13 protein-coding genes are annotated in these 14,407 nt (G+C 63.5%); 8 read left to right on the top strand and 5 right to left on the bottom strand.

Features of this window, described 5'->3' with window-relative positions:
- Positions 1-162: 162 nt before the first annotated feature.
- The 4 genes from hcp to ltaE all read left to right on the top strand — a co-directional run bounded on the left by hcp (position 163) and on the right by ltaE (position 5,883).
- Positions 163-1,812, top strand: coding sequence for a hydroxylamine reductase (gene hcp, locus ACJ8IM_RS07860; RefSeq protein WP_101455805.1), 1,650 nt, complete (start codon positions 163-165; stop codon positions 1,810-1,812).
- A 56-nt stretch (positions 1,813-1,868) separates the two neighbouring features.
- Positions 1,869-2,870, top strand: coding sequence for an NADH oxidoreductase (gene hcr / locus ACJ8IM_RS07855; protein WP_101455804.1), 1,002 nt, complete (start codon positions 1,869-1,871; stop codon positions 2,868-2,870).
- A 198-nt stretch (positions 2,871-3,068) separates the two neighbouring features.
- A complete protein-coding gene (gene poxB, locus ACJ8IM_RS07850) occupies positions 3,069-4,790 on the top strand; it encodes a ubiquinone-dependent pyruvate dehydrogenase (RefSeq protein ID WP_060418405.1) in 1,722 nt (573 codons plus the stop codon).
- A gap of 76 nt (positions 4,791-4,866) precedes the next feature.
- Entirely contained in the window at positions 4,867-5,883 is a 1,017-nt protein-coding gene (gene ltaE, locus ACJ8IM_RS07845) for a low-specificity L-threonine aldolase (protein ID WP_033646651.1), read from the top strand.
- Positions 5,884-5,913: 30 nt separating this feature from the next.
- Here the strand turns inward: ltaE and ACJ8IM_RS07840 are convergent, their stop codons facing one another.
- The gene (locus ACJ8IM_RS07840; protein ID WP_079656394.1) at positions 5,914-6,609 is read right to left on the bottom strand and encodes an N-acetylmannosamine-6-phosphate 2-epimerase; all 696 of its coding nucleotides are present in this window, start codon (positions 6,607-6,609) and stop codon (positions 5,914-5,916) included.
- Positions 6,606-8,162, bottom strand: a complete 1,557-nt coding sequence (locus ACJ8IM_RS07835) for a PTS transporter subunit EIIC (RefSeq protein WP_033654651.1) — start codon at positions 8,160-8,162, stop codon at positions 6,606-6,608. The genes ACJ8IM_RS07840 and ACJ8IM_RS07835 overlap by 4 nt, the downstream gene beginning before the upstream one ends.
- A 167-nt stretch (positions 8,163-8,329) precedes the next feature.
- Between ACJ8IM_RS07835 and ACJ8IM_RS07830 the strand changes: the two genes are divergently transcribed.
- Positions 8,330-9,157: a MurR/RpiR family transcriptional regulator gene (locus ACJ8IM_RS07830; protein ID WP_033646657.1), complete on the top strand. Its 828-nt coding sequence runs from the start codon at positions 8,330-8,332 to the stop codon at positions 9,155-9,157.
- Here ACJ8IM_RS07830 and ACJ8IM_RS07825 read toward each other — a convergent pair whose 3' ends face one another.
- Positions 9,158-9,505 carry a DUF1294 domain-containing protein gene (locus ACJ8IM_RS07825; RefSeq protein ID WP_033654657.1) on the bottom strand — a complete coding sequence of 116 codons (348 nt, stop codon included), beginning with the start codon at positions 9,503-9,505 and terminating at the stop codon, positions 9,158-9,160.
- A 150-nt stretch (positions 9,506-9,655) separates the two neighbouring features.
- Between ACJ8IM_RS07825 and ACJ8IM_RS07820 the strand changes: the two genes are divergently transcribed.
- Positions 9,656-11,095: a DUF2867 domain-containing protein gene (locus ACJ8IM_RS07820; protein ID WP_033654650.1), complete on the top strand. Its 1,440-nt coding sequence runs from the start codon at positions 9,656-9,658 to the stop codon at positions 11,093-11,095.
- Positions 11,096-11,253: 158 nt separating this feature from the next.
- The gene (locus ACJ8IM_RS07815; protein WP_033654649.1) at positions 11,254-12,264 is read left to right on the top strand and encodes an NAD-dependent epimerase/dehydratase family protein; all 1,011 of its coding nucleotides are present in this window, start codon (positions 11,254-11,256) and stop codon (positions 12,262-12,264) included.
- Here the strand turns inward: ACJ8IM_RS07815 and ACJ8IM_RS07810 are convergent, their stop codons facing one another.
- Positions 12,265-13,101, bottom strand: coding sequence for an N-acetylmuramoyl-L-alanine amidase (locus tag ACJ8IM_RS07810; protein ID WP_033654648.1), 837 nt, complete (start codon positions 13,099-13,101; stop codon positions 12,265-12,267).
- 119 nt (positions 13,102-13,220) lie between these two features.
- Positions 13,221-13,544, bottom strand: a complete 324-nt coding sequence (locus tag ACJ8IM_RS07805) for a heavy metal-binding domain-containing protein (protein ID WP_033637822.1) — start codon at positions 13,542-13,544, stop codon at positions 13,221-13,223.
- A 159-nt stretch (positions 13,545-13,703) separates the two neighbouring features.
- On the opposite strand from ACJ8IM_RS07805, the gene ACJ8IM_RS07800 reads away from it, so the two are divergent.
- Positions 13,704-14,246, top strand: a complete 543-nt coding sequence (locus ACJ8IM_RS07800) for a lipoprotein (protein WP_033637821.1) — start codon at positions 13,704-13,706, stop codon at positions 14,244-14,246.
- Positions 14,247-14,407: the final 161 nt, after the last annotated feature.

Raw genomic sequence — 14,407 nt, 5'->3', positions numbered from 1 at the left:
GGCCGGCCCCCAAAGCGTAATAATTCCCATCCGCACGGCAAAATTGCGCTAAATCAAACTTGCCCGCAGTAGTCGCACAAAAGCCTTTTGCAACCCCGATCGCCGATCTATGCTTTTAAACAAGCATTACAAATGCAACTTTAAAAATAAAAGGAAGCGACTATGTTCTGTGTGCAATGTGAACAAACCATCCGTACCCCGGCAGGCAACGGCTGCGCGTATGCTCAGGGCATGTGCGGCAAGACGGCGGAAACCTCCGATCTGCAGGATCTGCTGGTGGCGGCGCTACAGGGCCTCTCCGCCTGGGCGCTGCAGGCGCGTTCGCTGGGCATCGTCGATCACGAGATCGACAGCTTCGCCCCGCGCGCCTTCTTCTCCACCCTGACCAACGTCAACTTCGACTCCCAGCGCATCATCGGCTACGCGCGCGAAACCCTGCTGCTGCGCGATTCGCTGGCTGCCCGTTGCCGGCTGCTGGATGCCGGCGTGCGCGTCGATCACCCGATGGCGGCGCTGCAGCTGGCCGGTGACGATATGCCTGCGCTGCTGCAACAGGCGGCGCAGTTTGCCCTCAACGGCGACAAGGCCGAGGTCGGCGACGACGTCCACGGTTTGCGCATGCTGTGCCTGTACGGCCTGAAAGGCGCCGCGGCCTATATGGAACACGCGCACGTGCTCGGCCAGTTCGACGAGCAGCTCTATGCCGACTACCACGCCTTTATGGCCTGGCTCGGCACTCGGCCGCACGACGTCGACACCCTGCTGAACAACGCCATGGGCATCGGCAAGATGAACTTCAACGTGATGGCGATCCTCGATCGCGGCGAAACCCAGGCCTACGGCGATCCGCAGCCCAGCGCGGTCAACGTGCGCCCGGTGGCCGGGAAAGCCATTCTGATCTCCGGCCACGATCTGAAAGATCTGCGCATGCTGCTCGAACAAACCGAAGGGCAAAACGTCAACGTCTACACCCACGGTGAAATGCTGCCGGCGCACGGCTATCCGGAGCTGAAAAAATTCAAGCATCTGGTGGGCAACTACGGCAGCGGCTGGCAGAACCAGCAGACGGAGTTCGCCAAATTCCCCGGCCCGATCGTGATGACCTCCAACTGCATCATCGATCCGAACGTCGGCAACTACGGCGATCGCATCTGGACCCGCAGCATCGTCGGCTGGCCGGGCGTCAACCATCTGGAGGGCGACGACTTCGGCGCCGTGATCCGCCAGGCGCAGGGCATGAACGGCTTCCCTTACACCGAGATCGAGCACCTGATCACCGTCGGCTTCGGCCGCCAGACGCTGCTGAACGCCGCCGACACGGTGATCGATCTGGTGTCGCAGAAAAAACTGCGCCACGTCTTCCTGGTCGGCGGCTGCGACGGCAGCCGCGACGAGCGCAGCTACTTCACCGACTTCGCCCGCAGCGTGCCGCAAGACTGCCTGATCATGACGCTGGCCTGCGGCAAGTACCGTTTCAACAAGCTGGACTTCGGCACCCTGGAAGGGCTGCCGCGCCTGCTGGACGTCGGCCAGTGCAACGACGCCTATTCCGCCATTATGCTGGCGGTCAAGCTGGCGGACACGCTCGGCTGCAGCGTCAACGAGCTGCCGCTCAGCCTGGTGCTGTCGTGGTTTGAACAGAAGGCGATCGTCATTCTGCTGACGCTGCTGTCGCTGGGGGTGAAAAACATCGTCACCGGCCCGACCGCGCCGGGCTTCCTGACCGACAACCTGATGGCGATCCTCAACGAGAAATTCGGCCTGCGTCCGATCACCACCGTCGAGCAGGATATCAACGCGCTGCTCGCCTGATGCCATTACGTTATGGGGCCGCCTGCGCCGGCCCCTTTGCTTTTTGAGGTGCCCCGATGACTCAACCCACTCCGCTTTGCCCGAACCGCATGCAGGTACATTCCATCCAGCGCGAAACCGCCGACGTCTGGACGCTGAACCTGATATGCGACGTTTTCTACCCTTATCAGGCGGGCCAGTTTGCGCTGGTCAGCATCCGCAACAGCGAGGAGACGCTGCGCGCCTATACGCTCTCCTCCTCGCCCGGCCAGAGCCGCTTTCTCAGCATCAGCGTGCGCTGCCTGCCGGACGGCGTCGGATCGCGCTGGCTGACGCAAGAGGTCAAGCCCGGCAACACGCTGTGGCTGTCCGACGCGCAGGGCGAGTTCAGCTGCGAGCGCCACCCGGCCGATCGTTATCTGATGCTGGCCGCCGGCTGCGGCGTGACGCCGATCGTCTCGATGTGCCGCTGGCTGACCGCCAACCGTCCGGCCTGCGATATCGCCGTGATCTTTAACGTGCGCACCCCCGCCGACACGATTTTCGCCGATCAATGGCGCGCGCTGTGCGCCGCCCATCCGCAGCTGCGCCTGACGCTGATGGCCGAGCGGGATCTGCAACCCGGTTACCTCAGCGGCCGCATCGATGAACAGACGCTGCGGCAGGCGGCGCCGGATATCGCCGAACGCACGGTGATGACCTGCGGCCCTGCGCCCTACATGGACCACGTGGAGCAGCTGTGCCGCCGGCTCGGCGTGCCGGCCGAGCGTTTCCATAAAGAGCAGTTCCACACGCCGGCGGCGCAGGCCGATGCCACCGAAGGGCTGACGCTGCGCGCCGCCCGCCCGCTGCGCGAATTCCGCGTGCCGGTCGGCAGCACGCTGCTGGCGGCGATGGAGGCCAATGCCCTGCCGGTCAACGCCGCCTGCCGCGCCGGGGTGTGCGGCTCGTGCAAAACCCGCATCCTCGAGGGCGACTACACCACCACCAGCACCATGACGCTGAGCGCGGAAGAAATAGCGCAAGGCTACGTGCTGGCCTGCAGTTGCCAGCTGCAGGGCGACGTCACGCTGGCGTGATCCCCTGGCCCCATCGCCGCGATGGGGCATTTATCGGCAAGTTCCCCCCTCCCCGCCCGGTTACACTTCCCCCGTCCTACGCTCTTTACCCTTCCTGACCGCATCTCGTCCACCGCCGGTAAGCTATGCTTGCAGTTGTTCTGCTGCCGCTCACCGGATCGAGTACACATCGTTTTTTAAACCATGTTTGGGGGAACCATGAAGCAAACCGTAGCCACACTGATCGCCAAAACGCTGGATCAAGCCGGCGTAAAACGCATTTGGGGCGTGACCGGCGATTCGCTCAACGGCCTGAGCGACAGCCTGCACCGCATGGGCACCATCGAATGGCTGGGCACCCGCCATGAAGAGGTGGCCGCCTTCGCCGCCGGCGCCGAAGCCCAGCTCACCGGCCAGTTGGCGGTGTGCGCCGGTTCCTGCGGCCCCGGCAACCTGCACCTGATCAACGGCCTGTTCGACTGCCACCGCAACCATGTGCCGGTGCTGGCGATCGCCGCGCACATTCCTTCCAGCGAAATCGGCAGCGGCTACTTCCAGGAAACGCATCCGCAGGAGCTGTTCCGCGAATGCAGCCACTATTGCGAGCTGGTTTCCAACCCGGAACAGCTGCCGCGCGTGCTGGAGATCGCCATGCGCAAGGCGATCCTCAACCGCGGCGTCTCGGTGGTGGTCCTGCCGGGCGACGTGGCGCTGCGCATGGCGCCGGAAGACGCGCCCCTGACCTGGCATACCCCGGCGCTGCCGCTGGTGCAGCCGCCGATGAGCGAGCTGAACAAGCTGGCGGAAACGCTGAACAAGGCGAAAAACATCACCCTGATGTGCGGCAGCGGCTGCGCCGGCGCGCACGATGAGGTGGTCAAGCTGGCCGAGCTGCTGCAGGCGCCGGTGGTGCATGCGCTGCGCGGCAAAGAGCATATCGAATGGGATAACCCTTACAGCGTCGGCATGACCGGGCTGATCGGCTTCTCCTCCGGCTACCACGCGATGATGAACGCCGACACGCTGGTGCTGCTCGGCACCCAGTTCCCCTACCGCGCGTTCTACCCCACCAACGCCAACATCATTCAGATCGACATCAACCCCGGCAGCATCGGCGCACACTGCCCGGTCAATATGGCGCTGGTGGGCGATATCCACACCACCCTCACCGCCCTGCTGCCGCAGCTGGAGCCCAAGCGCGACCGGGCGTTCCTCGACAAGGCGCTGGAGCATTACCGCAACGCGCGCAAGGATCTCGACGGGCTGGCGACCGCCAACGACGACCAGCCGATCCACCCGCAGTATCTGGCGCAGCAGCTCAGCCGGTACGCCAGCGACGACGCCATCTTCACCTGCGACGTCGGCACGCCGACGGTGTGGGCCGCCCGCTACGTGAAAATGAACGGCAAGCGCCGCCTGCTCGGTTCGTTCAACCACGGTTCGATGGCCAACGCCATGCCGCAGGCGATCGGCGCCCAGGCCACCGCGCCGGATAAACAGGTGATCGCCATGTGCGGCGACGGCGGCTTCACCATGCTGATGGGGGATTTCCTGTCGCTGGCGCAGCTCAAGCTGCCGGTGAAAATCGTGGTGTTCAACAACAGCGTGCTGGGGTTCGTGGCGATGGAGATGAAGGCCGGCGGCTACCTGACCGACGGCACCGATCTGCATAACCCGGACTTCGCGGCGATCGCCAACGCCGCCGGCATCAAGGGCATCCGCGTGGAAAAAGCCTCGGATCTGGACGGCGCGCTGCAGGAGATGTTGGCGCACCCCGGCCCGGCGCTGCTGGACGTGGTCACCGCCAAGCAAGAGCTGGCGATGCCGCCGCAGATCAAGTTCGAACAGGCGAAAGGCTTCAGCCTGTACATGCTGCGCGCCATCATCAACGGCCGCGGCGACGAAGTGGTCGAGCTGGCGAAAACCAACTGGCTGCGCTAAGCAAGCTGCCCCCCGGTGAAATAAGGGTATATGATGCCATGTACCCTTTTCCTCTCCCTTACATTCCAGGAACCCTATGCTTATCGATCTACGCAGCGACACCGTCACCCGCCCCAGCGCCGCCATGCGCCAGGCGATGGCTCAGGCAGAGGTCGGCGACGACGTCTACGGCGATGACCCGACGGTCAACGCGCTGGAGGCCGAGGCGGTGCGCCTGTCGGGCAAAGAGGCGGCGCTGTTTTTGCCCAGCGGCACCCAGGCCAACCTGGTGGCGCTGCTAAGCCACTGCCAGCGCGGCGACGAGTATCTGGTCGGCCAACAGGCGCACAACTATAAATACGAGGCCGGCGGCGCAGCGGTGCTGGGCAGCATCCAGCCGCAGCCGATCGAGGCCGACGCGGACGGCACGCTGCCGCTGGACAAGCTCGCCGCCGCCATCAAACCCGACGATATCCACTTCGCCCGCACCCGGCTGCTGAGCCTGGAAAACACCATCGGCGGCCGAGTCCTGCCGCAGGCTTACCTGCAGCAGGCGTGGCAGTTTACCCGCGAGCGGCAGCTGGCGCTGCATATCGACGGCGCGCGCATCTTCAACGCCGCCGTGGCGCTGAACCTGCCGCTGAAAGAGATCGTGCAATACTGCGACACCTTCACCATTTGCCTGTCGAAAGGGCTGGGCGCACCGGTCGGATCGCTGCTGTGCGGCAGCGAGGCCTTCATTCAGCGCGCGCTGCGCTGGCGCAAGATGACCGGCGGCGGGCTGCGTCAGGCCGGCATCCTGGCGGCGGCCGGCCTCTACGCGCTGGAGCATAACGTCGCGCGGCTGCGCGAAGACCATGACAACGCGGTCTGGCTGGAGCAACAGCTGCGGCAGATCGGCGTGGAGGTCGTCGAACCCGGCGCACAGACCAACGTGCTGTACCTGCGCCAACCGCCGGCGCTGGCGGCCAAATTCGGCCCGTGGATGCGCGAACGCGACGTGCTGATCAGCAGCGGCCCGCTGACGCGCATTCTGACCCACCTCGACGTCAGCCGTCAGGATCTGCAGCGGGTGGTCGAGCTGTGGCGGGAGTTCCTCCAGCAGCACGCCTGATTTCCCCTCCCCGGCGCGCCGGGGAGCCCTTCACCGCCCGCCGATGGCCTCGACAAAGCGGCGGGTAATCTGCTGCGGGCGCGTAATGGCGCCGCCCACCACCACCGCATGCGCCCCCAGCGCCAGGCAGCGCGCGGCCATCGCCGGCGTTTCGACATTGCCCTCGGCGATGACCGGCACCGGCACCGCCGCCAGCACCGCACGCAGAAAGCCGAAATCGTCCTCCGCCAGTCGGGCGCCCCGGCTTTCGGCGGTATAGCCGTGCAGCGTGGTGCCCACGCAGTCGAACCCCAACCTGGCAGCCTCTTGCGCTTCTTCCACGGTGGCGATGTCTGCCATCAGCAGCAGCCGGGGATACCTGGCGCGGATCGCGGCAACCAGCGCCGCCAGCTGCAGCTCCCCTGGCCGCCGGTGGCTGGTAGCGTCCAATGCAATCATCTGCGGCGCCGCAGTCATCAGCTCATCGATTTCACGCAGGGTCGGCGTGATATAGACATCGCTACCGGCATAATCGCGCTTGATAATGCCGATCACCGGCAGCGCCACCGTGCGCAGGATGGCTTTAACGTCTTCGACGCCGTTGGCGCGGATCGCCGCCGCACCGCCTTGCTCGGCCGCCAGCGCCATGCGCGCCATGATAAAATCGCTGTGCAGCGGCTCGTCGTCCAGCGCCTGGCAAGACACCACCAGCCGGCCCTTAATCTGCTGCAAAATGGAAAGCGTCATAAATCCAACAACTCCTCGACTTCGTTTTTAATAATGGTCACGTGCGGGCCATAGATCACCTGAACGCCGTTGCCGCGAACGATCACTGCCCGCGCGCCGCTGGCCTTCAGCCCGCCCTCGTCCAGCAACCGGCTCTGTTTTACCGTCACGCGCAGCCGCGTGGCGCAACAATCCAGTTCGACGATATTCTCTTTGCCGCCCAGCGCCGCCAGCACCTGCTGCGAGCGTTCGGTGCCGGTCGTCACCGCTTCCGGCGCGGTTTCCACCTCGCGCCCCGGCGTTTTGAAATTGAAGCGCAGGATCAGGAAACGGAACGTGAAGTAGTACAGGAAGAACCAGGGCACCCCGACCAGCGGCACATACATCCAGTGGGTTTTCGCTTCGCCCTGCAACACGCCGAACAGCATGAAATCGATAAAACCGCCGGAGAACGTCTGGCCGATGGTGATATGCAGAATGTGCGCGATCGCGAACGCCAGGCCGTCGAACAGCGCGTGCACCACGTACAGCGCCGGCGCGATGAACAGGAACGAGAATTCGATAGGTTCGGTGATGCCGGTCAGGAAAGAGGTCAGCGCCGCCGACAGCAGCAGCCCGCCGACGCGTTTGCGGTTCTCCGGGCGCGCGCTTTGGTACATCGCCAGGCAGGCGCCGACCAGGCCGAACATCATGGTGATAAAGCGGCCGGACATGAAGCGCGCCGTGCCGATGTAGAACTGCTGCGTATTCGGGTCGGCCAACTGGGCGAAGAAAATGCGCTGCGTGCCTTCCACCAGCTGTCCGTTGATCACTTCGCTGCCGCCGAGCGCGGTGGTCCAAAACGGCAGGTAGAAGATGTGATGCAGGCCGAACGGCCCGAGCATGCGCAGCACGAAGCCGTAGATAAAGGTGCCGAGATAGCCGCTGGCGTCCACCAGGCCGCCCATGCCAAAGATCAGCCGTTGGAAAGGCGGCCACACCACGGTCATCAGGGCGCCGACCGCCATCGCCGCCAGCGAACTGACGATCGGCACAAAGCGCGAGCCGCCGAAAAAGCCCAGGAACGGCGGCAGCGCTATCTTGTTGTAGCGGCCGTGCAGATACCAGGTCACCAGACCGATGACCACCCCGCCGAACACCCCGGTCTCCAGCGTCTGGATCCCGAGAATCGTTCCCTGCCCCACCGCGCCGGCGTTCTGCGCGGCCAGCGTGCCGTTGATTTTCAACAGCGCATTGATGGTGGCGTTCATCACCAGGTAGGCGATCAGCGAGGCCAGCCCCGCCGTGCCCTTGTCGCTTTTGGCCAACCCCACCGCCACGCCGACCGCGAACAGGACCGCCAGGTTGGCGAACACGATGGCGCCGGCGCTGGCCATCACGGTAAATACGCTTTGCAGCCAGCCAACATCGAGGAAGGGATAAGCCTCGACGGTATTGGGATTGGACAGCGCACCGCCGATCCCCAACAGCAGGCCGGCCGCCGGCAGCACGGCGATCGGCAGCATGAACGATTTGCCGAACAGCTGGGCTTTTTCGAACCAGCCGCCGGAGCGCGACAATTCTGGTGTTGACATAAATTTTTCCCCGCTATCATTTTTATGATGAAAATTTTTACCACATTAAGATTAATTTAATGAAAATTTTACCCATAACGATGATCGGCTTCACAATCCGTCGATTTCGCTGGCGAGCGGCGGCGTCTTTCCGCCACAATAGAAACGGGAATACTCAGAAAGGTAACGTGATGAATACAGGCAACTTGTTATTGCGGCTGCGGCAGGATTTGGCGGGGTACAGCCCCACGCTGCAAAAGCTCGGCAACTATCTTCTTGCGCAGCCCTCCCGCGCCGTTTACCTGACCATCACCGAACTGGCGCGTGAAAGCGCCACCAGCGAAGCCAGCGTCACGCGGCTGTGCCGCCATCTGGGCTGTAAAGGCTATACCGAATTTAAAATGGCGCTGGCCCTCAGCCTACAACAAAGCCAGCCGGAGGCGGCGACGCGGCAAAGCGCGACGGAAAATTTGGTGGAAGAGAGCGTTCAGGCGCTGCGGGATACCGGCGCGCTGTTGGATCCGCAGGCGCTGCAACAGGCGGCGGACAGCCTGCAGCGTTGCGCTTCAGTGCAGATTTACGGCGTCGCCGCCAGCGCCATCATCGGCGATTTCCTGCACTACAAGCTGCTGCGCCTCGGCAAACCGGCGCAGCTGTTCAGCGACATGCACCGGGCGGCGATGAACGCCGCCTCGCTGAGTGAGCGGGATCTGCTGATCGTCATCTCCAGCTCCGGCTCCACCAAGGACGTGCTGCATGCGGTGGCATTGGCCAAAGGGCGCGGCGCACGCGTGATCGCCGTCAGCAACACCCAACGCAGCCCGCTGGCCAAGCTGGCGGATACGCTGCTGGTGGCGGCCAAACCGGAAGGGCCGCTGACCGCCGGCGCCCTGCCGGCCAAGGTCGGCGCCATGCTGCTGGTGGAGTTGATGATCGCCGAACTGGCTCGGCGCGATCCCGCCTACGCTCAGGCGATGCAGGCCACCGCCAGCGCCACCCTGCCGCTGCTGCTGTAATCAGAAGATCCAGCGGCCATAAACCCAGTACCACAACCCCAGCACCGCCACCAGGTTGAGCGCCACGCTGAGGATGAACCAGGTTTTAAACGGCTGCTTCTGGGTTTTGTGGCGAAACAGCTGCTGTGCCGCCAGTGCGCCCAACCACCCGCCCAGCGCGCCGAACAGCAACAGCGTCGCCTCCGGCACCCGCCGCCACCCCTTGCGCGCCGCCAGCTTATCGCCGCCGTAGATCAGAAACGTCAGCAGGTTGGCCAGCAGCAACCACATCCACACCGGATGCAGCGAGAACAGGCTGGCGACCAGCGCCAGGCCCAGCAGGGCGTAACAAATCACATTGAGCTTCATGGCATCCGGTTTTTCGTTCGATAAAGGGCGCGTAGTGTGAACCTGCGCCACGATGGATGCAACCGGCTTATACCCATACAAAAAGTGCATTTAAACCCCGAATTTGGCATCCTGTCGTTCTGCCAATCCTCTACCGCACAAGGCGGCCCGATGACACCCCAACGCGTACTGGTTCTTGGAGCCAGCGGCTATATAGGCCAGAACCTGATCCCGCACCTGATCGAACAGGGGCACCAGATTACCGCCGCCGCGCGGCGCATCGAGTGGCTGCAGGAGCGGAACTGGCCGCAGGTCAACTGCCTGTATGCCGATCTGTACCGCCCGGAGACCCTGAGCGCGGCGCTGTGGGAGACAGATACGCTTTACTATCTGGTGCACGCTATGGGCGACGGCGACGATTTTATCGAGAAGGAGCGCCAGGCAGCGGAAAACCTGCGCGACGCGCTGCGCAATGCCGGCGTCAAACAGGTGATCTTCCTCGGCGCGCTGCAGCCGAACGACGACAGTTCGCCCCACCTGGCGGCCCGCCGCCTGACCGGCGAGATTTTGCGCCAGAGCGGCGTGCCGGTGACCGAACTGCGCGCCGGCATCATCGTCGGCCCCGGCTCGGCGGCGTTCGAAGTGATGCGCGACATGGTCTATAACCTGCCGGTGCTGACGCCGCCGCGCTGGGTGCGCTCGAAGTCGTCGCCGGTGGCGCTGGAGAACCTGCTGGTTTATCTGGCCGATCTGCTGGCGCACCCGGCGCAGGAGCACCGCATCTTCGACGTTGCCGGGCCGGAGTACCTCAGCTATCAGGATATGTTCCAACGCTTTATCGCCATCAGCGGCAAACGGCGCTGGCTGATCCCGATCCCCTTGCCGACGCGGCTGATTTCGGTGTGGTTCATCAGCCTGATCACCTCGGTGCCGACGCCGATCGCCCGCGCGTTGATCCAGGGGCTGAAGCACGATCTGCCCGCCGACGGCCGGCCGCTGCAGGCGCTGATCCCGCAGCGGCTGCACACCTTCGATCAGGCGGTCGCCACCACGCTGCAGCGCGAACAGGAGGTGGTCGATTCCGCCGACTGGGGCTACGATCCGGCGGCGCGGGCCCGCTGGCGCCCCGGCTACGGTTACTATCCGAAACAGGCCGGTTGTTCGCTGGACACCACCGCCACCCGCGAGGCCCTATGGCAAACGGTGCAGCAGCTGGGGGGCAAAGAAGGCTATTTCTACGCCAATATTCTGTGGCGGATCCGCGCCCGCATGGACGACATGATCGGCAACGGCGTGGTCTATGGCCGCCCGGCGCGCGCGAGCCTGGCGCTGGGCGACGAGATCGACGGCTGGAAAGTCATCACGCTGAAACCGCTGCGGCAACTGGCGCTGCTGTTCGGCATGAAGGCGCCGGGGCTGGGGCGGCTGAGCTTCACCATTACCGATCACGGCGATCGCCGCACGCTGGACGTGCGCGCCTGGTGGCATCCGGCCGGCTTCAGCGGGCTGCTGTATTGGTTCGCCATGATGCCCGCGCATCTGTTCATTTTCCGCGGCATGGCGAAGCGCATCGCCGAACTTGCCGAGGGCCTGGACCGCCAACGGCGCTGAACGCCGTTCATTTGTCGATCAACCGCACAGTTTGCCGCTGTGCTTCGGGGCTTTCCGATTGCATAGCGCACGAAATCACGGAAGAATGGCATCTTATTTGCTGGGAGCGCCGCAAGCGCCCGCCGGTATTCCGATTTTGGGTGAGAATAGAGTCCGTTATGAAGGTATTGGTCACCGGTGCCACCAGTGGGTTAGGCCGTAACGCCGTCGAATATCTGCGCCGTCAGGGCATCAAAGTGCGTGCCACCGGCCGCAACCAGGCGATGGGCGGCCTGCTGGAAAAAATGGGCGCGGAGTTCATTCATGCCGATCTCACCAATCTGATCTCTTCGCAGGCCAAGGCGATGCTGACGGACGTCGACGTGCTGTGGCACTGCTCCAGCTTCACCTCGCCCTGGGGCACCGAAGAGGCCTTCGAACTGGCCAACGTCCGCGCCACCCGCCGCCTCGGCGAATGGGCGGCGGCCTACGGCGTGGCGCAGTTCATTCACATCTCTTCCCCGGCGATCTATTTCGATTACCACCATCACCGCAACGTGGCCGAAGACTTTCGCCCGCAGCGCTACGCCAACGAGTTCGCGCGCAGCAAGGCCGCCGGCGAGCAGGTGATCCAGCAGCTGGCGCTGTCCAATCCGCAGACCCATTTCACCATTCTGCGCCCGCAGGGATTGTTCGGGCCGCACGACAAGGTGATGCTGCCGCGGCTGCTGCAGATGATCAAACGCTACGGCAACCTGCTGCTGCCGCGCGGCGGCGCGGCGATGGTGGACATGACCTACCTGGAGAATGCGGTGCACGCCATGTGGCTGGCGACGCTAAAAGAAGATACGCCGTCCGGCCGCGCCTACAACATCACCAACCAGCAGCCGCGTCCGTTGCGCACCGTGGTGCAGCAGCTGATCGACGATTTGGGCATGAAGTGCCATATCCGCTCCGTCCCCTATCCGATGCTCGACATGATGGCGCGCGGCATGGAGCGCCTCGGCAGCAAAAGCGAAAAGGAGCCGGTGCTGACCCACTACGGCGTCGCCAAACTCAATTTCGACCTCACGCTCGATACCACCCGCGCGCAGCAAGAACTGGGCTATCAGCCGATCGTCTCGCTGGAAGAAGGCATCGCGCGCACCGCCCGCTGGCTGAAAGATCACGGCAAGCTGCACGGCCTGTAATCAACGTGCCGCGCCGTACTTCACCAGCAGCGCATCGACAATCGCTTCACTCTCCGCATCCGGTTCGCCGCGCACATCGTCGGGCCGGAAGTGCATCTGAAACGCCGCCAGCACATTGCGCTGCTGCCGCGCATTCCACGACGGGTCGATCGCATAGCCGTAACGCGCCAGCTTTTCGAGCAGCGGCGCCATCGCTACCGGCGCATGGCGATCGCGCCCCGCCAGCAAACGCTGCACGTCGCGTTCGTCCGGCCAGGCGCCGATGCCGGCCTGGGCCAGCTGCCGCCAGGGGAACAGCGGGCCGGGATCCTGTTTGCGCTGCGGCGCGATGTCGCTGTGCCCCACCACGTCCTGCGGCTGGATGCCATAGCGTTGGATGATGTCGCGGCTCAGCGGGACCAGCACGGCGATCTGCTCCGCCGTATAGGGCTGCCAGTGGGTGAACAGCATGCTGCGGGTGAAGCCCTTGTTGACGATTTCGATGCCGATCGAGGTGTCGTTGAGGTTGCTGCGGCCGCGCCAGGCGCTGGCGCCGGCATGCCAGGCGCGCATCGCTTCCGGCACCAGGCGGAACACCGTCGGTTTACCGTGTTCGCGCTGCGGATGCGCCGGCAGCAGATAATGCGCGCTGACGTGTTCGTCGGTCAGCGTTTTCAGCGATGAGTGGAAGTCTTCCGCCGTGTAGTGCATCACCAGAAAGCGGATGCGTTGATCCGCGCCCTGCGCCTGATGCAGGGTTTCGAGCTGGTAAGCGCCGCGATCGACGAGCGTGTCCTGCTGCGAACTTTGGCATCCCGCCAGCAGCGCGGCGGCGATGATCCCTGGCCAAATTTTCACTTATCCTCCCTGTGATGTGATGACCTGATATAGCGTTAACGTTAATCAATAATCGCCACGGAAGCCACCGTCGGACAAAGTAAAACGCCCCGGACGCGCCAGGGCGTTGAGGAGTGGGATTAGCGGCTGGCTTTCACCGCGGTGCCGCTGACGGTCACCATCAGCATGCTGCCGTCTTTGCCAACGGTTTCATAATCGATATCGATGCCGACCACCGCGTTGGCGCCCAGCTCTTTCGCCTGATCTTCCAGTTCTTCGAACGCGATCAAGCGCGCCTTGCGCAGCTCTTTCTCATAAGCGCCCGAGCGGCCGCCGACGATATCGCGCACGCCGGCGAAGAAATCACGAAAGATGTTGGCGCCGAGGATCGCTTCGCCGGTGACCACGCCACAGTATTCGGTGATGGTGAACCCTTCCAGGGTCGGGGTAGTTGAAAGCTGCATCAGAATTCCTTGTTTGATTAATTCAACGTATCTATGACCAGAAGATTAGCGTTATGTTCGCTTAATCAATGGCACGCAGTACGAATGCAAGGCCAAAAAACGCATTTATACTGTAAGCTATCGGTCTTCATGGTAGAGACTTTCACATAAGGTAATAAGATGAAAACAAAAACGATTGCGGCTGTTTTACCCTTAGCGCTGTTGCTGAGTGCCTGTACCACGGTGGAACCGGCATACAAGGATATCGGCACCCGCAGCGGCAGCTGTGTGGAAGGCGGCCCGGATACGGTCGCGCAAAAGTTCTATGACCTGCGCATCCAGCAGGGCGCCGGCCTGCCGGACAGCAACCGCCTGGCGCAGTTGCAGCCTTACCTGAGCAAAGTGCTGTATCAGGATCTGGTCAGCGCCGCCCAGAACCCGGGCAAGCATCGGATCACCGGCGACTTGTTCTCCGGCAATGCGCAGGGGCCAGGCAGCGCGTCCGTCGCCAGCGCCTCGACCATTCCTAACACCGATGCGAAAAACATCCCGCTGCGCGTCGACTTGAGCTACCAAAAAGACGCCAACAGCACCGTGAACTGGCAGGACGAAGTGCTGATGGTGCGCGAAGGCACCTGCTGGGTGGTTGATGATATTCGCTACCTGAATGTTCCAGCGCATGCCACCAACGGCAGCGTGCGCCAGGTGTTGGAAAACCAGTAACCCGCGATCCCCAGGCCGACGCGGGTTTGCCGCGTCGGCCATCCCCGCCTCCCGCCTGCCGCTCAGATTTCGTCCAATAGAAAAAATTTCGCTACCGATCTCACAGCCTGCACCACAAATCCCCTCCCTCGGCTTGAGTCGCGGTATCTTGTGCTAATCTT

The organism is Serratia sp. CY33525, assembly GCF_052169115.1.
GTDB classification, from domain to species: Bacteria; Pseudomonadota; Gammaproteobacteria; order Enterobacterales; family Enterobacteriaceae; genus Serratia; species Serratia sarumanii.
Note: the sequence above shows the minus strand (reverse complement) of the source record. Positions and strands in the feature narration are given on the sequence as shown.

Bases quoted from the DNA above. Each gene is read 5' to 3' on its own strand.
- hcr (WP_101455804.1), top strand. From the start codon at position 1,869: ATGACTCAACCCACTCCGCTTTGCCCGAACCGCATGCAGGTACATTCC.
- ACJ8IM_RS07840 (WP_079656394.1), bottom strand. From the start codon at position 6,609: ATGACGCTTTCCATTTTGCAGCAGATTAAGGGCCGGCTGGTGGTGTCT.
- ACJ8IM_RS07835 (WP_033654651.1), bottom strand. From the start codon at position 8,162: ATGTCAACACCAGAATTGTCGCGCTCCGGCGGCTGGTTCGAAAAAGCC.
- ACJ8IM_RS07825 (WP_033654657.1), bottom strand. From the start codon at position 9,505: ATGAAGCTCAATGTGATTTGTTACGCCCTGCTGGGCCTGGCGCTGGTC.
- ACJ8IM_RS07805 (WP_033637822.1), bottom strand. From the start codon at position 13,544: ATGCAGCTTTCAACTACCCCGACCCTGGAAGGGTTCACCATCACCGAA.
- ltaE (WP_033646651.1), top strand. From the start codon at position 4,867: ATGCTTATCGATCTACGCAGCGACACCGTCACCCGCCCCAGCGCCGCC.
- poxB (WP_060418405.1), top strand. From the start codon at position 3,069: ATGAAGCAAACCGTAGCCACACTGATCGCCAAAACGCTGGATCAAGCC.
- ACJ8IM_RS07815 (WP_033654649.1), top strand. From the start codon at position 11,254: ATGAAGGTATTGGTCACCGGTGCCACCAGTGGGTTAGGCCGTAACGCC.
- hcp (WP_101455805.1), top strand. From the start codon at position 163: ATGTTCTGTGTGCAATGTGAACAAACCATCCGTACCCCGGCAGGCAAC.
- ACJ8IM_RS07820 (WP_033654650.1), top strand. From the start codon at position 9,656: ATGACACCCCAACGCGTACTGGTTCTTGGAGCCAGCGGCTATATAGGC.
- ACJ8IM_RS07800 (WP_033637821.1), top strand. From the start codon at position 13,704: ATGAAAACAAAAACGATTGCGGCTGTTTTACCCTTAGCGCTGTTGCTG.